Origin of the sequence: Sphingobium vermicomposti (assembly GCF_011762025.1) — a bacterium.
In the GTDB taxonomy this organism is placed as follows: Bacteria; Pseudomonadota; Alphaproteobacteria; order Sphingomonadales; family Sphingomonadaceae; genus Sphingobium; species Sphingobium vermicomposti.
Window position 1 is genome coordinate 98,384 of the sequence record NZ_JAASQR010000003.1, and the last position, 19,462, is coordinate 117,845.

A 19,462-nucleotide genomic window follows, 5' to 3' on the forward strand; every position below is an offset into this window, starting at 1 on the left:
GGGGCCGCCCCCTTCATAAAAATCATCCCGCCTTCTTGGTCGAGGCGGTGTAGATTTCGTCGATCGCCTGGCCCAGCGAAGCATTGAACTCGTCATCGCTCATCTGGTGGCGCAGGTCGTTGAGCAGTGCACGGCTGAAGCTCGCGATAATGCCGCGGTTCTTCGCCAGCTCGACACAGGCTTCGGGGCGCGAGAAGCCACCCGACAGGGCGACGACGCGCAGCACGCGGGGATGATCGACCAGCGGATCGAACAGGCCGGACTTGGTAGGCAGCGACAGCTTCAGCATCACCTTGTCATCACCCGGCATCGCGTCGAGCGCCTTGAGCAGCTCCTCCAGCAGGATCTGGTCGCAATCGGCGCGCTCGGCGCTCTTGATGTTGATTTCGGGTTCCAGCATCGGCATCAGCCCGGCGGCAAGAACCTGAGCGCCGACCTCAAACTGCTGCTTCACGATAGCGGCGATGCCTTCGCGATTGGCCAGATTGATAACCGAACGCTCCTTGGTCCCGAATACGCCGAGCGCCTTGGCCCGCTTTAGCAGCGTGTCGAGTTCCGGCATCGGCTTCATCATCTGAACGCCGTTGGCTTCGTCTTCCAGACCCTTGTCGATCTTGATGAAGGGCACGACGCCGCGTTCGATCAGCGCCTGTGGCACGGGCTTGCCACCGGCCTGTCCATCCATCGTCCGTTCAAACAGGATCGCGCCCAGCACCTTTTCGCCGGTGAAGCAGGGCGAGGTGATGATGCGGCTACGCATGTCGTGGATGAGGCCGAACATTTCCTCATCATTGTTCCATGCGCCGTCTTCGATGCCATAGCCCTTGAGCGCCTTGGGCGTTGAGCCGCCGCTCTGGTCGAGCGCGGCGATAAAGCCGTTCCCGCTCGCGATCTTGTTCATCATGTCCTGATCCAGCATCTGCACATACTTTCTCGTCAAGGGTTGCACCGCCCCATCGGCGGCATCGGAAAGAGGAAAGGCCGCCATCCTGTTGGACAGCGACCTTAAAAGTTCACACCATCAATGCGCTGACGCCGGGCAGGTCCTTGCCTTCCATCCATTCAAGGAAAGCGCCACCCGCCGTGGAGACGAACGTAAAGTCGCCCGCGACGCCCGCATGGTTGAGCGCCGCGACGGTATCGCCGCCGCCCGCCACGGACGTCAGGCCGCCTTCCTTGGTCAGCGCCGCCGCCGTCTTCGCCAGCGCCACTGTCGCCTTGTCGAACGGCGCCATCTCGAACGCGCCAAGCGGTCCGTTCCACACCAGCGTCCGGCAATTTTTGAGCGCATCGCCCAGCGCCTCGACGGCAGCCGGACCCACGTCCAATATCATCTCGTCGGCGCCTACTTCATGCACATTGCACGTGCGGACAGACGGCGGATTGGCCGCAAATTCCTTCGCCACCACGACGTCATAGGGCAGATGGATCGTGCAACCCGCAGCCTCAGCCTTGTCGAAGATCGCCTCGGCGGTGTCTGCCAGATCCTTTTCGCACAGCGACTTGCCGACATCGACACCACGCGCGTGGAGGAAGGTGTTGGCCATGCCACCGCCGATGATCAGATGATCGACCTTGGCGACGAGGTTGTTGAGCACGTCGAGCTTTGTTGAAACCTTCGCCCCGCCGACGACCGCCGCGACCGGCTTCACCGGCTCGCCCAGCGCCGCCTGCAGCGCGTCCAGCTCGTTCTCCATCGAGCGGCCCGCAAAGGCAGGCAGCTTGTGCGCCAGCCCCTCGGTCGAAGCATGGGCACGGTGCGCGGCGGAGAAGGCGTCGTTCACATAAAGATCGCCAATCGCCGCCATGGCTTCCGCCAGCGCCGGATCATTCTTTTCCTCGCCGGGGTGGAAACGGGTATTTTCCAGGATAGAGATATCGCCCGGACGCATCACCGCGATGCCGTCCACCGCTGCCTCACCGCAGCAATCGGGAATGAACTGCACGTCGCGGCCGAGAACCTGCGTCAGCGGGCGCGTGATCTTCGACAGCGAATATTCCGGGTTCTTCTGCCCCTTGGGTCGTCCGAAATGTGCCAGGATCAGCACTTTCGCGCCGCGATCCGCCAGTTCCAGGATCGTCGGCATGGCGGCGCGGAGGCGCGTGTCGTCGCTGACCGAGCCATCCTGCATCGGCACGTTCAGATCCTCGCGCACCAGCACCACCTTGCCCGTGATGTCGCCCATGTCGTCGAGTGTCTTGAAGGGTTTTGCCACCGATATCTCCCTGAGTTCCCAGCCCCGTTCGGGCTGAGCCTGTCGAAGCCCTTCACTTTTCTTCGGAAAGAAAAGGAAAGCCCTTCGACAAGCTCAGGGCGAACGGAAATTTTTCCGCTCGATTTACAGCAGGCCCGCCACGACACCGGTGGTGTCGATCATGCGGTTCGAAAAGCCCCATTCATTGTCGTACCAGCTGAGTACGCGAACCAGATTACCATCGATGACAGCCGTTTCCAGGCTATCGACCGTGGAGCTGCGCGCATCGCCATTATAGTCGATCGACACCAGCGGCTCGTCCGAATAGCCGAGCACGCCCTTGAGCGGACCTGCTTCCGAAGCAGCCTTCAGCAGCTGATTGACCTCTTCCTTGGTCGTCGCGCGCTTGGCGATGAACTTGAGGTCGACAACCGAGACGTTCGGCGTCGGCACGCGCACCGACGATCCGTCCAGCTTGCCCTTCAGCTCGGGCAGAACCTCGCCCACGGCGCGCGCGGCGCCGGTGGTGGTCGGGATCATCGACAGTGCAGCAGCGCGCGCGCGGCGCATATCGCTGTGCAGCTGATCCAGCGTGTTCTGATCGTTGGTGTAGCTGTGGATCGTCGTCATGAAGCCCTTTTCGATGCCGATGGCGTCGTGCAGGACCTTGGCGAGCGGGGCCAGGCAGTTGGTGGTGCAGCTGGCGTTCGAAATCACGACATCGTCGGCGGTCAGCGCTTCATGGTTGACGCCGAACACGATGGTCTTGTCGACGCCCGTTGCAGGAGCCGAGATGACAACGCGCTTGGCGCCCGCGGTCAGATGCGCGCTCGCCTTTTCCTTGCTGGCGAAAATGCCGGTGCATTCCAGCGCGATGTCGACGCCCTGCGCCGCGTGCGGCAGCTTGGCCGGATCACGCTCGGCGGTGACGGCAATGCGCTTGCCGTTGATGATCAACGCATCGCCATCGACGCTGACCTCGCCAGCCCAGTTGCCATGGACGCTGTCCCGCTTGAACAGCAGGGCGTTCGACTTTGCGTCACCCAGGTCGTTGATGCTGACCAGTTCCAGGTCATGGTCGGTGCGCGACAAGATTGCGCGCGCCACCAGGCGGCCGATACGTCCAAAACCGTTAATTGCTACCTTCGTTGCCACTGCACTAGCCTCCTGATTGGTAGTTGTTCTTAATGATCGAGCGCGGCCGCAACCTGCGGCGCGATCTTTGCGGCGGTCAGGCCGAAATGGTCGTAAAGCACTTCCGCCGGAGCCGAAGCGCCGAATGTGTCGATGCCGAAACGCAAGCCCGCAATGCCGACATAGCGTTCCCAGCCAAAGGTTGTCCCTGCCTCAATCGACACGCGCAGGACATGGTGCGGAAGGAGATCATCCTTATACGCCTGCGGCTGCGCGTCGAAATGCGCCCAGCTTGGCATGGACACGACGTCCGCACCGATGCCCTGTGCTTCGAGCAGGTCGGCGGTTGCAACGGCGATCTCGACCTCGGAACCGGTCGCGATCAGCACGACCTTGCGATCGCCCTTTGCCGCGCGGAGGCGATATGCGCCCTTCGCGGATAGATTCTCGCTCTTTTCCGTCCGCAACTGCGGCAGGTTCTGGCGGGTCAGCGCCAATACCGACGGGCCGTCCTGATCCTTGAGCGCCAGTTCCCAGCATTCCGCCGTCTCGACAATGTCCGCCGGGCGATAGACGTCCAGATTGGGGATCATGCGCAGCGACATGACATGCTCGATCGGCTGGTGGGTCGGACCATCCTCGCCCAAACCAATGGAGTCATGCGTCAGCACATGGATGACGCGCTGCTGCTGAAGCGCGGCCAGACGGATGCCGCCGCGCATATAATCGGAAAAGACCAGGAAGGTGCCGCCATAGGGGATGACGCCGCCATGCAGCGCCATGCCATTCATCGCGCAGGCCATGCCAAACTCGCGAATGCCATAATAGACATAGCGGCCGGAATAATCGTCTTTGGTGAGCGGCCCGGTGCTCTTGGTCTTGGTATTGTTCGACCCGGTCAGGTCCGCCGAACCGCCCAGCGTTTCAGGCAGCAGATCGTTGATCGCGCCCAGCGCCAGTTCGCTTGCGCGACGCGTCGCGACCTTCTGCGGATTGGCGATCAGCGTATCGATATAGGCGTCGAGCGAGAAGTCGGCGGGCAACTCGCCAGCCATGCGACGCTCGAACTCAGCCTTCTGGCCGTTGCCCGCCAAACGACCTTCCCAAGCAGTGCGCACCTCGGCGCCCTGCGAACCGACGCGGCGCCACTCAGCGGCGACATCCTCGGGAAGAACGAAAGGCTCGGACGTCCAACCCAGGAACTCGCGGGCCGCCGCGACTTCCTCGACGCCCAGCGCAGAACCATGGACGCCCGAAGTGCCCGCCTTGTTCGGCGCGCCATAGCCGATCTTGGTGGCGCATGCGACCAGCGACGGGCGCGGATCGGCCAGCGCTTCATCAATGGCGCGGCGCACATCGGCGACGTCATGGCCGTCGCACGATACGACATGCCAGCCGGTCGCGACATAGCGCGCGCGCACATCTTCGCTGCTCGACAGGTCGACAGCGCCGTCGATGGTGATCTTGTTATCGTCCCACAGGACGATCAGGCGGCCAAGGTTCAGGTGGCCGGCCAGGCCAATCGCCTCATGATTGATGCCTTCCATCAGGCATCCGTCACCCGCGATCACCCAGGTGCGGTGATCGACGAGGTCGTCGCCGAACTGCGCATTAAGGTGCCGTTCGGCAATCGCCATGCCGACGGCAGTGGCAAGACCCGAACCCAGCGGACCAGTGGTCGCTTCGACGCCAGCCAGCTCGAAATTCTCAGGATGTCCGGCGCAGGGGCTATTCAATTGACGGAAGTTGCGGATATCCTCCATCGTCGGACGCGCATAGCCGGTCAGGTGCAGCAGCGAGTAGATCAACATCGACCCGTGACCGGCGGACAGCACGAAACGGTCGCGGTCGGCCCATTTGGGCTGGGTCGGATCGAACTTGATATAATCCTTGAACAATACCGTCGCGACGTCCGCCATGCCCATCGGCATGCCCGGATGGCCGCTGTTCGCCGCCTGCACTGCGTCCATGGAGAGCGCCCGGATGGCGCTGGCGAGCGACTTTTCGGATACGGTCATCTAGGCTGGCTTCTTTCTTGGCTTGGCTCACGGCCCCCTGCTGAGCCGGCGAATCGAAATCGCGTCCCCTTTGTCGCCTCACGCACGAGGCGTCAACCGCAGCAGGGCGCAACGCCGCCGACGGCAGCCCAATCACCGCTTTTGCGCGGCGAAAACTTTGTCTATGCGTAGGACATGGCAAGCAACGGCATGATGCAGGCGATCGGCGCGCTGGAGCGCGCAGTAAGCAAGCTGGAACAGCAGGTGGACGGATTCAAACGGGCGACACCCGCCCCCCCTTCCACCGGCGTGGATGCAGCGGCCGCGCGAGAAGCGCTCCGTTCACTCGACGAACTGATCGCCCAGATCAAGGGGCAGGCCAATGGCTGAAACATCTCTCCACATTGCCGGGCGTCATTATACGGTGCGTTGCCGTGATGGCGAAGAAGCGCATCTCGCCCACCTTGCCGACCTGATCGAGCGCAAGGCCCGGCTGGCCCAGCAGAACACGCCCGGCCTTACCGAAGTGCGCACCTTGCTGTTCGCCGCGCTGTTCATGGCAGACGAGCTGAACGAACTGGAACGAGAGGCGGTCGGGCGGCAGCAGCAACTGGCGCTGGATAATGAGGACGAATCGGCCACCCGCGCCATCGAGGCACTGGCCGCGCGCATAGAAAAGCTGAGCGACAGACTTGCCGCGCCTGCGCCCGACGCCTAGATAGAGAGTGACGGGCACTGCCTGGTACGAGCTTTAGCGAACATCCCTGAGGCGATAATCACATCCACGGGGGCTGTCCCTGGGCGGGCTCTGGCCCGATCTACATGGTCCCCACCTGACGTTGAGGCGTCAGAGGATATTCCAGCAAACGGCCAAGGCGGTCCCGTCACCCTTTCCCCGCCTTCGCGCTCAGGCTAGAGGGCGCTGCATGAGCGACGATCCCGACAAGACTGCCCTGCGCGCCATCGCCCGCGAACGCCGCCGCGCCTTCGTTCAGTCGATCGATCCGCTGGCGCACCGACTGGCGTTCAAGGCGATCCCATCCCCCCTTGCCCGCCGCCTGACGGAAGCACAGACCGTCGCCCTCTATATGGGCCTTGATGACGAAGCCCCGGCCCAGCGCTTCGCCGCACCGCTACAGGCGATGGGCAAGGTCATCGCCCTGCCCCGCGTCATAGATCGGCTTGGCACCATGGATTTTCTCGCCTGGCTGCCCGAAGATCGGCTTTTGCCCGGCCTCTACGGCACCCATCACCCTGAACCGAGCGGCCCGCCCGTCGCGCCGGACGTCATCATCGCGCCCCTGCTTGGCTTTGACCGAACGATGAACCGGCTGGGTCAGGGCGGTGGCTATTATGATCGCGCCTTTGCCCGCTTTCCCGACGCGCTACGGGTCGGCCTTGCCTGGTCGGTGCAGGAACATGACGTGCTGCCTGCCGATCCTTGGGACCTGCCGCTGGACATCATCCTGACCGAAGTTGAATTGATCGAAGGACCCGACGCGTGAACCGCCAGCCCGCCCCCTATCAACCCAGCTGGCGCAAGCCCGTGGGCACGTTCATCATCGTTGGGCTGATCGCGCTATGGGCGATCATGATCGGCAGCCTGTCCAGCCTGATCGGTGGCCTGCCGATGTTGGCGCAGGTGCCCGTCTATATCTTTCTGGGGGTGATCTGGCTCTGGATCCTGCCTTTGAAGCGCCTGTTGGCTTGGATGGAAACCGGGCGCTGGCGCAAGCGCTGACCGCCCGCGTTTCGGCATCTTAGCGCAGGCTGGGATCTCATGCGTGAAGGCACGGCATAGCCCAGCAAGATGCCAGCCTTCGCTGACATGACAAAACCATAAATCTAGGGAAATTTCGGCCTCTAGGGCCTATCCACTCCATCAAAAGAGTGGCGCGAGTGACGGGGCTCGAACCCGCGACCTCCGGCGTGACAGGCCGGCGCTCTAACCAACTGAGCTACACCCGCGTTCGGTGTGGGCGGGCATCTATGCGGGTGCGCCGGACCTGTCAACCGGCTCTTTCGCCACTTTCTTGCGTTTCGTCATTTTCTCTGGCCGGAGGGACCGTCAACGTCCCACGTTCAAACAGGAAACCGGCGATATCCGGCATGCCAGCAGCCGACACCACCGTCTGGATGATGATCAGCAAAGGCACCCCCAGCAGCGCGCCGGGCGTTCCCCACACCCATCCCCAAAAGGTCAGCGCCACCAGAATCAACAGCGGGTTCATGGTCAGCCGCCGCCCCAGCACGGTGGGCGTGATCGCATTGGCCTCTATCAGGTGAAAGCCGACCTGGATCGCCGCGGGCAGCAGCGCCATCCAGACATCGTCGAACACCATCAGGCCACCCAGGCCCAGCAGCACTGCAGCCAGCATCGGCCCGAAATAGGGAATGAAGTTCAGCATCGCGACGATCCCGCCCCACATCAGCGGAGACGGCATGCCGATCAGCCACAAGGCTATCGCGACAGAAAGGCCAAGACACAGGTTGATCACCGCGATGGTCAGCACATAGGCGGATGTCGCATCGACCACATTCTGGATGACCCGTGCGACCGCCAGAGCGCCGTCGAAACTGCCCCGGCTGTTGATCGTCCGCCGCCGCAGGCGCGTCCAGCCCGCCAGGAAGAAATAGATGATGAGCAGCGCGAAGACCATCTGGACGATGGCCGAGGGCGCGGAAGTCGCCGCGAACTGCAACAGGGACCGGGGAGCATCCACGGAAACGGGGCTGGCCTTAGCGCCGGGACCGCTCGCCAGCATCTGCACGGTGCCGTCGACGAAGCGCTGCATCTGCGAATAGAGGTCGATCAGGGGCGCAAGATTATTCTGAATCTTGGGCAGGCGTTCGGGAAGCAACCTGAACCAGTCCGCAGCCGGGACGACGATCAGGACGATGGCCATGTTCGCCACCAGCAGGAAGGCGATGACTGCGATCAGCGCCGCCAGGGGCGATGGCACTTTGCGCCGTTCCATCCATTCAAGGAAAGGCACCAGCGCAATGGCGATCACCAGCGCGGCGGCGAGTGGCAGGAAGAATTCCGCCCCTTCGCGCAAGGCAAAGGGCAGCGCCAGGATAAGGCCGATGCCAGCAGTCAGCGCGATCGAAGCGAGCAGGCGGTCGCGCCGCCGACTAATCTCATGCTGTTCATGGGGTGTCACGTTCGATCAAATCCCTGCCCAGGAGCAATGTCCGATCCGATGGCATCGGTGGCGCTGCTCTGTTTTTCTTTTGTTATCCGCATTTTCCAAGCCAGCAGATGATTCCATCTGCGCCCCAAAACCCCTTAGCTGTGTACCGCAAGCGCAGGCCCGTCAATTTCATGTTGCTGGACAGACATATATTCAACGCAGGATTAACCAAATCTTCGGCGATCTCCCCTAACGCTGGGCCATATGCAGAGCAGGATTTTCGGCATGATCAGGGGATGGGGGGCGTTCGCCTGTGCACTGGTGGCAGCAACGGTGCCTTCCGGGGCGATGGCGCGGCAAGACATCAGGCTGGAAACCCAGATGTTCGTGGAGCGGGTGCATATCGACATCAACGGACGGCCTCGCCGCGTTCTGGCCAGCGCCGATCGCATCGCGCCGGGCGACCAGCTGATCCTGGTCGTCAACTGGCGTAATGAGGGAAGCCAGCCTGTGCGCGGCCTGGCGGTGACCAACCCGATTCCGCGCGGCATGCGCCTGGCCGTGTCCGATCCCAATGTCGAAGTTTCCATCGATGGCGGACAAAGGTGGGGTCGGCTTCAGGACCAATGGCTGCCGACGCCGCTGGGCGGCACCCGCCGCGCTGTTCCGGCTGATATCACGCATGTACGCTGGATGATGCCCGACGACATTTCTCCCGGTGAAAGCGGTCGCCTGAGCTATCGCGCGACCGTGCGTTAATCGGCGAACAGTAGCACCGGGGATTCCAGCAGCTTCCTGACCGCCTGGACAAAGTTCGCCGCGTCCCAGCCGTCCACCACGCGATGATCGCAGCTGATCGACAGGTTCATCAGCTTTGCCGCGACGATTTCCTTGCCCCGGAACACTGGTCGTTCGACGATGCGGTTTGGCCCGATGATCGCGACCTCCGGCCGATTGATTACCGGCGTCGTCACCATCCCGCCCAGCGGCCCCAGCGATGTCAGGGTGAGCGTGGAGCCGGACAGTTCCTCCACCTTCGCCCGTCCGGCACGGGCGGCTTCGGCCAGGCGCGCAATCTCTGCCGCCAGCTGCCAGACGTTGCGGTCCTGCGCGTCGCGGATCACCGGCACCATCAATCCCGCATCGGTCTGCGCCGCAATGCCCATATGCACCGCGCCATGTCGCGTCACGACCCCTGCCTCATCATCATAGCGCGCGTTCAACATCGGGAAGTCGGGCAAGGACCGGCAAATCGCGACGATCAGCAGCGGCAGCACCGTCAGTTTAGGGCGGTCGCCCCGGCTGGCGTTCAGTTGCTCACGCAGGCGCTCCAGTTCGGTAACGTCGATTTCCTCGACATAGGTGAAATGCGGGATATGCCGTTTGGAGGCAGCCATATTTTCGGCGATGCGGCGGCGCAGGCCGATCACCTTGACCTGCTCGTCGGCACGTCGCGGCGATGACGCGCCCGCCGGTCGATAGCCCTGCCCCGCACCGTAGAGCAGGAATGTGTCGAGATCCGAATGGCGCACGCGGTCGCCCGCAGGTTTCACCTGGGAAAGGTCGACCCCCAAATCCTTCGCCCGCGCACGGACGGCGGGGGAGGCAAGGACATGGGGTGGCGGATCATCCGGGTCGGCTGACTTGGCAAGCTCTTGTCGGTCGTCCGGTTCACCCGCAGCCACGCTTTCAATCGATTGCTCGCCGGGCGTCTCGGCTTCGATGACCTCCTCTGGTGGAGGCGGCGCGACCGCTTCCCCCTCGCCCTCCGTCTCGATCTCCACCAGCATGGCGCCGATGGCGACCTGATCACCCACCTCACCGGCCAGCCGCAGGATGGTGCCGGTAACGGGGCTCTCCATCTCCACCGTCGCCTTGTCGGTCATCATGTCGGCGATCGGCTGATCCTCCTCGACGCGATCACCTGCCTGCACATGCCAGGTGACGATTTCGGCTGCGGAAATGCCTTCGCCTATGTCGGGCAGCTTGAACGTGAACAGGGCCATGTCGCGCCTCAATCCTTCATGATCTTGTCTATGGCTTTTGCAATGCGCACCGGGCCAGGGAAATAGGCCCATTCCAGACTGTGGGGATAGGGCGTGTCGAACCCCGTCACCCGCTCGACCGGCGCTTCCAGATGGTAGAAGCATCGTTCCTGCACCAGCGCGCTCAGTTCCGCGCCGAACCCGCTGGTCCGCGTCGCTTCATGTACGATCAGGCAGCGCCCGGTCTTCTTCACCGAACGCTCGATCGCCTCGATGTCGAGCGGCACCAATGTGCGCAGGTCGATAATCTCTGCATCCACGCCCATGTCGGCAACCGTGCTTTCGACCACATGCTCCATCGTGCCGTAGCATAATATGGTGAGCGCTTCCCCCGGACGCACAATCCGCGCCTGACCCAGGGGCACGCGATAATGGCCGGTCGGCACCATTGCGCCGGGGTGGCCTGCCCACCCCTTGGCCGGGCGGTCATAATGGCCATCGAACGGGCCGTTATAGATGCGCTTGGGCTCGAAGAAGATGACGGGGTCATTATCCTCGATAGCGGAGATCAACAGTCCCTTGGCATCATAGGGAGTGGATGGGATCACCGTCTTGATCCCCGACACATGGGTGAAGATGCCCTCCGGCGACTGGCTGTGCGTCTGTCCACCGAAAATGCCGCCGCCAAAGGGCGAACGCACGGTCATGGGCGAGGTGAACTCGCCCGCCGACCGATAGCGCAGCCGCGCAGCTTCACTCACCAACTGGTCGAGCGCGGGGTAGATATAATCGGCGAACTGGATTTCAGGCACGGGTCGCAGCCCATAGGCTCCCATGCCGATGGAGACGCCGATGATGCCGATTTCGGTGATGGGCGTGTCGAACACGCGGTTCTTGCCATATTTTTCCTGCAACCCCGCCGTCGCGCGGAAGACGCCGCCGAAATAGCCGACATCCTCCCCCATCACGACGACGTCGGGGTCCCGATCCATCATGACGTCCAGGGCGCTGTTGATCGCCTGGATCATGGTCATCTGCTGAATGTCGCTGTCCAGCTTCACAGCCCGGCTGCCTTTGCTTCATCAAGCATCTGCTGTTGCTGTTCACGCAGGTGCCAGGGCATGTCTTCGAATACATCCTCGAACATCGTTTCCATCGGATGGTGGAGTCCATGCCCCAGAATGCCGTTCTTCTCCGCCTCCCGCGCGGCGTCGCGCACCTGTTCGGCCAGTTCCTTGTCCATCGCGGCCTGCCGTTCCTCGTCCCATATGCCCAGGCGGATGCAATGCTGCATCAGCCGCGCAATCGGGTCGCCCAGCGGCCAATGGCTGCCTTCATCCGCCGAACGATAGGCGCTGGGATCGTCCGACGTGCTGTGCCCTTCTGTCCGGTAGGTGAAATGTTCGATCAGCGTCGGCCCCGCATTGGCTCGCGCCCGGTCGGCGGCCCAGCGGGTGGCGGCATAGACGGCCAGCGCGTCATTGCCATCGACCCGCAGGCCCGCAATGCCATAGCCCAGCGCGCGGGCGGCAAAGGTGGTCGCCTCTGCCCCGGCGAAACCGGAAAAGCTGCTGATCGCCCATTGGTTGTTGACGATGTTCATGATCACCGGCGCGCGATAGACGCTGGCGAAGGTGCAGGCGGAATGGAAGTCGCCCTCCGCCGTCGATCCTTCCCCGCACCAGGTCGCCGCGATCCGCGTATCGCCCCGCGCCGCGCTGGCCATCGCCCATCCGACCGCTTGCGGATATTGCGTCGTCAGATTGCCCGATATCGAAAAGAAGCCCGCGTCGCGCGCCGAAAACATGACCGGCAACTGCCGCCCCTTCAGCCGGTCGCCCTTGTTCGAATAGATCTGGTTCATCATGTCAACGATGGACCAGCCCCGCGCGATCAATATGCCTTGCTGGCGATAGCTGGGGAAGCACATGTCATCTCTGGCCAGCGCGGTCGCGGCGGCGATGGACACCGCCTCTTCGCCGGTGGACTTCATGTAAAAACTGGTCTTGCCCTGTCGCTGCGCGCGAAACATGCGCGTGTCGAACGCGCGCGTCAGCGCCATGGCGCGCAGCATCTTGAGCAATGCTTCCGCAGGCAGATGCGGGTCCCACGCCCCCACCGCCGCACCTTCATCGTCAAGCACGCGGACCAGCCCATAGGCCAATTGCTGCATGGAGCCGGGGTGTGCCGTTTCATCCGGGCGCGGCGCGGCATCGGCCGCGGGAATGTCGAAATCGCTATAGTCCGCGACATCGCCGGGACGGAATTGGGGTTCGGGCACATGCAACCGCAACGGCTGCAGATTCCGTCCGCCGCCATCCTGACCAATCCCCGGAAGTCGCTGATCGCTCATCCCGCACCCTCTCAAACGTTGCAATAAAGTTGCTTGTGTCGATTACTATATTACAACGCGTGAGAAAGGCAACTGTCCTCGGTTAACCGTCTGCCGCTATTTCGCTATACCGCGACAGGGGCGGCGATATGCGCTTGCGGGGCATAATTCTGCACCTCGAAATCCTCGATCCTATAGTCGAACATGCTGGACGGACGCCGGTTGATCCGCAGCACGGGCGCGCCGCCGGGCGTTCGGCTGATCTGTTCTTCCACCAGAGCGGCGTGGTTCAGATATAAATGCACGTCGCCGCCCTGCCAGACGACTTCGCCCGGTTCCAGGTCGCATTGCTGGGCCAGCATACGGGTCATCATCGACAGGCCGAATATGTTGAATGCAAATCCTAGCCCCAGGTCGCAGCTGCGCTGGAACAACAGGCCGTTCAGCCGTCCGCTCGACACCTGGAACTGATAGGTCATATGGCATGGCGGCAGCGCCATCTGCGATATTTCCGCGACGTTCCAGCCGGTGAAGAGCAAGCGGCGCGACCCGGGATTATTCCTGATGCCATCCACCAGATCGGCAATCTGGTTATGCCCCTTGTCCGCGCGCCGGTAGAGGCCGTCGCCCGCTGGTTCATATCGCGGCCAATTCACCCACTGCGCCCCATAGACCGGACCCAGTTCTCCCCACCGGGCGGCGAAATCCGCATCGTCGACGATGCGCGCTTCAAAGGCATCGCGGTCGATCATTTCGCCGGTCGCCTTGCGATAGGCATCCAGCGGCCAGTCAGTCCATATATGCACGCCCTGACGCACAAGTTCGCGAATATTGGTGTCCCCGCTCAGGAACCAAAGCATCTCTCGCGCGGCGGCCTTCCAATAGACGCGCTTCGTGGTCAGCAGCGGCACGGCGTCCCCGGCCAGGGAAAAGCGCATCGTCGCGCCCAGGATCGATCGCGTTCCGACGCCCGTGCGATCGATACGCTCATCCCCCTGTGTCCAGATGCGGCGCATCAGGTCCAGATATTGCTGTTCATAATGGTCGGCACGGGAAGGAAACATGCTGGTCAAGTTGGTCTTTCCTGATGGCCCGGCAAGGAACGACGAGTCCCTGCCGGATGTAGCCCAGCGCCCTCGGATCGCCAATGTTCACTTTGGACCAAAAGCTGGCAAGGCCGCTCCAGACCGGAGGCAACTGAACGTGCCGGCCAGGGCTTTCTGCCGCATCCTTTGCCGATGGCCGCTAGGGAAACCATTGAAATCATCGCGCTGGACGACGATTGGAACCTGCTGGGCCGCATCGATGGCAAAGGCGACTGGCCCGGCATCGTCAAGGCGTTGCTGCGGATGGACAGCGCGTGGCTGGTCATAGAACAGCAGCGCGCCGACGGCCCATCGCCCATGCCCCGGCGCGAAGATATCCGCCTGTCCCGCACGGTCGCGCACCGCCTGCGCCCGATGGAAATGAAGATCGCCGATCATGTCATCCTGAGCGGCAAAGGCCGGTTCAGTTTCCGTCAGGCGGGGTTGCTGTGACCATGGCAAAAAAAGCACGTCCAGCCGCTTGCCAGCCGGAAAACCCACCTCTATAGACCGCCGCCTGCCCAGTGGCATCGCCCAGCGATACCGCCGACGGTCGGGGAGTAGCTCAGCCTGGTAGAGCACTGTCTTCGGGAGGCAGGGGCCGGAGGTTCGAATCCTCTCTCCCCGACCAATTTCTTTTTTCTGCTGTCTGATCAGGTGAATGCCGACCCGCCTTCGGGCGCGGGAACGCGATTGGGCGCCATCGCTCCTCCCAGGAACAACAGCGTCGTAGCATCACCGCTCAAAAGCTAGCGCGAGGACGAGGCCCGGCACTGCCTGGGCCTCGTCCTCGCGTTTCAGATAGGTCAGGCCTCGCCGAAGACGCGGCGGAAGATCGTGTCGACCTGGCGGAAGTGATAGGCGAGGTCGAATTTTTCCTCGATCTGTGCGGCGGGCAGTGCGGCTGCGACATCGGGGTCCGCCTTCAGCAGTTCCAGCAGGGACAGCTGGCCGTCCGATTCCCAGACCTTCATCGCGTTGCGCTGGACGTAGCGATAGCTGTCTTCGCGGGAGACGCCCGCCTGCGTGAGGGCCAGCAGCACCCGCTGCGAGTGGACAAGGCCGCCCATCTTGTCGAGATTCTTCATCATCCGCTCAGGATAGACCAGCAGCTTGTCGATGACGCCGGTCAGGCGGGCCAGCGCGAAGTCGAGCGTGATGGTGGCATCGGGGCCGATATAGCGTTCCACCGACGAATGGCTGATGTCGCGTTCATGCCAAAGGGCGACATTTTCCATCGCGGGCATGGCGTAGCTGCGCACCATGCGGGCAAGGCCGGTCAGGTTTTCGGTCAGCACCGGGTTGCGCTTGTGCGGCATGGCCGAACTGCCCTTTTGGCCGGGGGAGAAATATTCCTCCGCCTCCAGGACTTCGGTGCGCTGAAGGTGGCGCACTTCGACTGACAGCCGCTCGATCGAGCTGGCGATGACGCCCAGCGTCGCAAAGAACATGGCGTGGCGGTCGCGGGGGATGACCTGGGTGGACACTGGCTCGATGGCCAGGCCCAGCTTTGCCGCGACATGTTCTTCCACGCGCGGATCGATATTGGCGAAGGTGCCGACCGCGCCCGATATGGCGCAGGTGGCGACTTCCTCACGCGCGGCGACCAGGCGGGTGCGGCAGCGGGAAAACTCCGCATAGGCTTCCGCCATCTTGAGGCCGAAGGTGACGGGTTCGGCATGAATGCCATGGCTGCGGCCGATGGTGGGGGTCAGCTTATGTTCAAAGGCGCGGCGCTTGATGACGGCCAGCAGCTTGTCCAGATCGTCGATCAATATGTCGGCGGCGCGCGACAGCTGCACGGCAAGGCAAGTGTCGAGCACGTCGCTGGAGGTCATGCCCTGATGCATGAAGCGGGCTTCATCGCCCACCTGTTCCGCGACCCAGGTCAGGAACGCGATAACGTCATGCTTGGTCACCGCTTCGATGGCGTCGATAGCGGGCACGTCAATCGACGGATTGGTCGCCCACCAGTCCCACAGCGCCTTGGGAGCCGATTTGGGAACGACGCCCAGTTCACCCAATGCCTCGGTCGCGTGCGCTTCAATCTCGAACCAGATGCGGAAGCGGGCCTCTGGTTCCCAGAGGGCAGTCATTTGGGGGCGAGCATAGCGCGGGACCATCGGGTCGAATCCTGATTGCTGATGAAAGATCGCCGCGCCGCCTAGCAGGCCCGTTACCGAAGGGCAAATAAGGCAGGTGAGAGGCCGATGCCCGTCGCAGGGCCACGTCTTTCGTCGCGAATATTGCAGGCCGGGCAGATGACATGAGCGTTCCGGGGAGATGAGCCGACCATCATGAACGGATGTTCAGGAAAACCGGCGAATATTCCTGTATTCGGATGAACAATTCATTCCCCCACGGGTCTTACCCATGAGCCGTTTCTATTGAGGAGTTCGCGATGATCCGCGTGTTGACGTTGGCGACGTTGATGGGGTCCCCGGCCTTGGCTCAGGAAGCGCCTGCTCCCGCGCCTGGCGCTGCGTCTCCGTCAGATATGACGCCTGCGGCTCCGGCCAATTCCATCGCGGCAATCGTGGAGACCGAATTTCCCGCCTATGACGGCAATAGCGACGGGCAACTCGACAAGGCCGAATTTTCCCGCTGGATGATTGCGCTGAAGGATCAGGAAATGAAGGCGGGAGGCACCAAAATGCCCGCAGCCGACGTCACCGCCTGGGTCGATGGGGCTTTCGTCACGGCTGACGCGGACAAGAGCATATCGGTCAGCAAGCCGGAGTTGATCAACTATCTGAGCGGCGGCGCAGGCTGACCAGGAGATTCCTGCGAAAATACGCAGGCAAAACCACCCTGAACGGGTCGCACATGAGGCGGTGTGGAGCGAAGGCCACGCCGCCTCTTTTTTTTGCCTGGTTCAGCCGCGCTTTCGGTTCGCGTAGAGCAGCGCGGCGACGATGGCCGCGGACCCGATGCCGACGGCGGTCCCCATCAACACGCCCTTGCTGGCGGATTTGCGCGCGGCAGTCGCCAGATTGGGCTTGCCAGCAGTGTCGGCGGTTTGGGCGCCGTCTGTGGGCGCATCTTGGTTGGGTTTTATCATAACAATCCGAATCTATGCAATAAAGCGGGCGCGCAGAAAAGCGGCTTTCAATAATCGGGCAAAGTTTGGGACGCTTCCCCCCACCCGCGCAGTTCGCGCGAACCGGCGCGCTCAATCAATTGGTCGAGATCCGCGATGGTGAAGGCACCGGGACGTTCGATATCCTCCAATTCATCCCAGGTGATCGGCGCGGCGACAGGCGCGTTTTCCCGCGCGCGCACCACATAAGGCAGGACGGCGGTCGCGCCCCGCTGGTTACGCAGCCAGTCGATGAAGATGCGCCCCTTGCGCTTGGCCTTGCTCATGGTGGCGGTGAAGCGGTCGGGTTCCGCCGCTGCCAGCGCGCGGGCGAAGCGGTCGGCGAAATCCTTGACCTGCGGCCATTGCGCGTCGGGCGTCAGCGGCACGACGACATGAACGCCCTTGCCGCCCGACAGCATCGCAAAGCTGGTGAGGCCGATATCGTCCAATGTCCGCCGGATGTCGCGCGCCGCCTTCTTCACATCGCCAAAGTCCAGCCCCTCGTCCGGGTCGAGATCGATGACCAGCCGGTCGGGCCGCTCCACATCCTCCACCCGCGATCCCCAGCCGTGAAACTCGATCGTCCCCATCTGAACGCAGGCCAGCAGGCCGTCGACATCATCGATGTAGAGATAATCCTCATCACCGCCGTCCTTTTCCCGAATGGGAACATGCATCACATGATCGCCAAAGCTGCCGCTATCATGTTTTTGGAAGAAGCATTTCTTCGCCCGGCCCTGCGGACATCGGACGAGGCTGATCGGGCGATGCGCGACCCAGGGAAGCATGATCGCGCCCGCCGCCGCATAATAGTCGGCCAATTGACCCTTGGTGATCTTCGCCTCGGGAAAGATCAGCCGATCGCGATTGCTGATACGGACATCGGTCTGGGTTTCGGGGGTGGCCATTGGTTTCTCCCGGCTGACATCCTTGGCCGCCTTGTCTTCGCGCAAGCCCAGGAAGCTGCCGTGCCGCACGACATTGCTGCCCGTAAATTCGGCAAAGGCGATTTCGGCCACCAGATCGGGACGCACCCACTGAGCGCCCCGGGTTTCGCTGCGCGGGACGGTCAGGGCGGGGGTCTTGCGCGCGCGAGCCTTCAATGACCGGACCAGATCTTCGCTGTTGCGCGCGTTGAATCCGGTGCCGACCTTCCCGGCGTAGACCAGCCCCTCCTCTCCATTCTGCGCGAGCAATATGTTGCGCAAGGCGCGACCGCTGGCACCGCTCGCCGTCCACCCGATGATGACGAATTCCTGCCGCCTGGTGCATTTGACCTTCAGCCAGTTCTTTGTCCGCACACCACGATAGGGTGCATCCGCCCGCTTGGAAATTATGCCTTCCTGCCCGGCGTCGCACATCGCGCGGAACAGCTTTTCACCCGCGCCCACCACATGATCGGCGAAGTGAATCTGCGGCATTCCATCACCCATCAGGGCGGCGAGCTTTTCTTTTCGGGCCACATTGGGAAGCGAGGTCAGATCCTGTCCGTCCAGCTCCAGAAGGTCGAAGGCAAACAGATGGAGAGCGCCGTCAGCCTCTCCTTTCAACACCTGCTGGAGGGTCGAAAAATCCGGGTTGCCATCAGCGCCCATCGCCACGATTTCCCCGTCGATTAGGGCCGGCGGAAGGTTCATCGCCGCGAGTTCGGCGGCAAGCGGGGCGAAACGATCGGCCCAGTCCAGTCCCGTGCGCGTAAACACCCGCACCTGCTTTCCCGCGACGCTTATGACGCAACGATAGCCATCATATTTGATCTCGTGAATCCAGCTATTGCCCGACGGGACCGCGTCGACCAGCGTCGCAAGCTGGGGCGCACGAAAGGCGGGCGGCTTGCCGGTCACGCGCTTGCGCGATGCGCGAACCGGCGTCGCCTTTTGCGCCTGGGTCATGGCGGCGTCGAAGGACTTGCCCTTCTTGCCCTTCAAGGAAATGGGCGGCGCTTGCGCGGCGATCTGGCCCATGGTCCGGCCGCTGCGAATGCTGGTAAGCTCCCGCGCCACCAAATCATCGCCCGCGCCTGCATAGCTATCCTCAATCTTGCGCAGCAGCCAATTTTCCCGTTTTTCGCCCGAACGCGGTTTCAACCGGATCAGCAGCCATTCGCCCTTCATCCTGTGACCGTGCAGGATGAAATGAAGGTGCCCCTTTTCCAAATCCCTGGCGCTCTTGCCGGGGATGGGTTCCCACGTCCCCTCATCCCACAGCATCACCGTGCCGCCGCCATATTCGCCTTTCGGGATGGTCCCTTCGAAACTGGCGTAGGACAGGGGGTGGTCCTCTGTTCGTACCGCCAACCGTTTATCCGCGGGATCAATGCTCGGCCCCCTCGTCACCGCCCAGCTTTTCAGCACGCCGTCCATTTCCAGCCGAAAATCATAGTGCAGCCGGGTGGCGTCATGCTTTTGCACGATAAAGCTGTTTCCGCCGCTTCGCCCGCGCTTGCCAGCAGGCTCCTTGGTCCGGGTAAAATCGCGTTTGCGATTATAGACCGTCAGCGGATCGGCATCGGCCATGG

The 19,462-nt window shown here is 62.6% G+C and carries 19 protein-coding genes, 2 tRNA genes and 1 other RNA gene; 9 read left to right on the plus strand and 13 right to left on the minus strand.

Translation table 11 applies throughout. The features are described from left to right. Positions 1-22: 22 nt before the first annotated feature. The 4 genes from FHS54_RS10040 to tkt form a co-directional block, all read right to left on the minus strand. Positions 23-919 (minus strand): fructose bisphosphate aldolase, encoded by an 897-nt coding sequence (locus FHS54_RS10040; RefSeq protein WP_167304361.1) that lies wholly within the window; start codon positions 917-919, stop codon positions 23-25. 94 nt (positions 920-1,013) lie between these two features. Next, on the minus strand, positions 1,014-2,186 hold the full coding sequence (locus FHS54_RS10045; protein WP_208404906.1) for a phosphoglycerate kinase: 1,173 nt from the start codon (positions 2,184-2,186) through the stop codon (positions 1,014-1,016). Positions 2,187-2,339: 153 nt separating this feature from the next. Next, on the minus strand, positions 2,340-3,350 hold the full coding sequence (gene gap / locus FHS54_RS10050; RefSeq protein WP_167303702.1) for a type I glyceraldehyde-3-phosphate dehydrogenase: 1,011 nt from the start codon (positions 3,348-3,350) through the stop codon (positions 2,340-2,342). A gap of 29 nt (positions 3,351-3,379) precedes the next feature. Then, positions 3,380-5,347: a transketolase gene (gene tkt, locus FHS54_RS10055; protein ID WP_167303703.1), complete on the minus strand. Its 1,968-nt coding sequence runs from the start codon at positions 5,345-5,347 to the stop codon at positions 3,380-3,382. A gap of 174 nt (positions 5,348-5,521) precedes the next feature. On the opposite strand from tkt, the gene FHS54_RS10060 reads away from it, so the two are divergent. From FHS54_RS10060 to FHS54_RS10075, 5 genes are all read left to right on the plus strand, one after another. Beyond that, the gene (locus tag FHS54_RS10060) at positions 5,522-5,716 is read left to right on the plus strand and encodes a hypothetical protein (protein ID WP_243855728.1); all 195 of its coding nucleotides are present in this window, start codon (positions 5,522-5,524) and stop codon (positions 5,714-5,716) included. After that, entirely contained in the window at positions 5,709-6,044 is a 336-nt protein-coding gene (locus FHS54_RS10065; RefSeq protein ID WP_167303704.1) for a cell division protein ZapA, read from the plus strand. The genes FHS54_RS10060 and FHS54_RS10065 overlap by 8 nt, the downstream gene beginning before the upstream one ends. 11 nt (positions 6,045-6,055) lie before the next feature. Next, a non-coding RNA gene (gene ssrS / locus FHS54_RS16665) (6S RNA) lies at positions 6,056-6,212 on the plus strand. A gap of 40 nt (positions 6,213-6,252) precedes the next feature. Then, positions 6,253-6,831: a 5-formyltetrahydrofolate cyclo-ligase gene (locus FHS54_RS10070; protein ID WP_167303705.1), complete on the plus strand. Its 579-nt coding sequence runs from the start codon at positions 6,253-6,255 to the stop codon at positions 6,829-6,831. After that, positions 6,828-7,067, plus strand: coding sequence for a DUF2842 domain-containing protein (locus FHS54_RS10075; protein WP_167303706.1), 240 nt, complete (start codon positions 6,828-6,830; stop codon positions 7,065-7,067). Before FHS54_RS10070 ends, FHS54_RS10075 begins: the two co-directional genes overlap by 4 nt. A gap of 150 nt (positions 7,068-7,217) precedes the next feature. Here FHS54_RS10075 and FHS54_RS10080 read toward each other — a convergent pair. Further along, a tRNA-Asp gene (locus FHS54_RS10080) sits at positions 7,218-7,294 on the minus strand. Between the two features lie 41 nt (positions 7,295-7,335). Next, positions 7,336-8,490: an AI-2E family transporter gene (locus FHS54_RS10085; RefSeq protein ID WP_167303707.1), complete on the minus strand. Its 1,155-nt coding sequence runs from the start codon at positions 8,488-8,490 to the stop codon at positions 7,336-7,338. Positions 8,491-8,745: 255 nt separating this feature from the next. Here FHS54_RS10085 and FHS54_RS10090 point away from each other — a divergent pair, with 255 nt between their 5' ends. Continuing rightward, positions 8,746-9,219 carry a hypothetical protein gene (locus tag FHS54_RS10090; RefSeq protein ID WP_425057308.1) on the plus strand — a complete coding sequence of 158 codons (474 nt, stop codon included), beginning with the start codon at positions 8,746-8,748 and terminating at the stop codon, positions 9,217-9,219. On the opposite strand, the gene FHS54_RS10095 is transcribed toward FHS54_RS10090, so the two are convergent. The 4 genes from FHS54_RS10095 to thyA all read right to left on the minus strand — a co-directional run bounded on the left by FHS54_RS10095 (position 9,216) and on the right by thyA (position 13,841). After that, on the minus strand, positions 9,216-10,466 hold the full coding sequence (locus tag FHS54_RS10095) for a dihydrolipoamide acetyltransferase family protein (RefSeq protein ID WP_167303708.1): 1,251 nt from the start codon (positions 10,464-10,466) through the stop codon (positions 9,216-9,218). The two genes, FHS54_RS10090 and FHS54_RS10095, sit on opposite strands and share 4 nt — an antisense overlap. An 8-nt stretch (positions 10,467-10,474) precedes the next feature. Continuing rightward, on the minus strand, positions 10,475-11,479 hold the full coding sequence (locus tag FHS54_RS10100) for an alpha-ketoacid dehydrogenase subunit beta (RefSeq protein ID WP_167304366.1): 1,005 nt from the start codon (positions 11,477-11,479) through the stop codon (positions 10,475-10,477). 23 nt (positions 11,480-11,502) lie between these two features. Further along, on the minus strand, positions 11,503-12,798 hold the full coding sequence (locus tag FHS54_RS10105) for a 3-methyl-2-oxobutanoate dehydrogenase (2-methylpropanoyl-transferring) subunit alpha (RefSeq protein WP_167303709.1): 1,296 nt from the start codon (positions 12,796-12,798) through the stop codon (positions 11,503-11,505). Between the two features lie 104 nt (positions 12,799-12,902). Continuing rightward, positions 12,903-13,841 carry a thymidylate synthase gene (thyA, locus tag FHS54_RS10110; RefSeq protein WP_167304368.1) on the minus strand — a complete coding sequence of 313 codons (939 nt, stop codon included), beginning with the start codon at positions 13,839-13,841 and terminating at the stop codon, positions 12,903-12,905. Positions 13,842-14,015: 174 nt separating this feature from the next. On the opposite strand from thyA, the gene FHS54_RS10115 reads away from it, so the two are divergent. Continuing rightward, positions 14,016-14,315 (plus strand): JAB domain-containing protein, encoded by a 300-nt coding sequence (locus FHS54_RS10115; RefSeq protein WP_167303710.1) that lies wholly within the window; start codon positions 14,016-14,018, stop codon positions 14,313-14,315. 101 nt (positions 14,316-14,416) lie between these two features. Beyond that, positions 14,417-14,493, plus strand: a tRNA-Pro gene (locus FHS54_RS10120). A gap of 175 nt (positions 14,494-14,668) precedes the next feature. Here FHS54_RS10120 and purB read toward each other — a convergent pair. Beyond that, a complete protein-coding gene (purB, locus tag FHS54_RS10125) occupies positions 14,669-15,985 on the minus strand; it encodes an adenylosuccinate lyase (protein ID WP_167303711.1) in 1,317 nt (438 codons plus the stop codon). Between the two features lie 278 nt (positions 15,986-16,263). On the opposite strand from purB, the gene FHS54_RS10130 reads away from it, so the two are divergent. Then, on the plus strand, positions 16,264-16,635 hold the full coding sequence (locus FHS54_RS10130) for an EF-hand domain-containing protein (RefSeq protein WP_167303712.1): 372 nt from the start codon (positions 16,264-16,266) through the stop codon (positions 16,633-16,635). Between the two features lie 102 nt (positions 16,636-16,737). Here the strand turns inward: FHS54_RS10130 and FHS54_RS10135 are convergent, their stop codons facing one another. After that, on the minus strand, positions 16,738-16,923 hold the full coding sequence (locus tag FHS54_RS10135) for a hypothetical protein (protein ID WP_167303713.1): 186 nt from the start codon (positions 16,921-16,923) through the stop codon (positions 16,738-16,740). A gap of 47 nt (positions 16,924-16,970) precedes the next feature. Continuing rightward, positions 16,971-19,460 carry a DNA ligase D gene (gene ligD / locus FHS54_RS10140; protein ID WP_167303714.1) on the minus strand — a complete coding sequence of 830 codons (2,490 nt, stop codon included), beginning with the start codon at positions 19,458-19,460 and terminating at the stop codon, positions 16,971-16,973. Between the last annotated feature and the right edge of the window lie 2 nt (positions 19,461-19,462).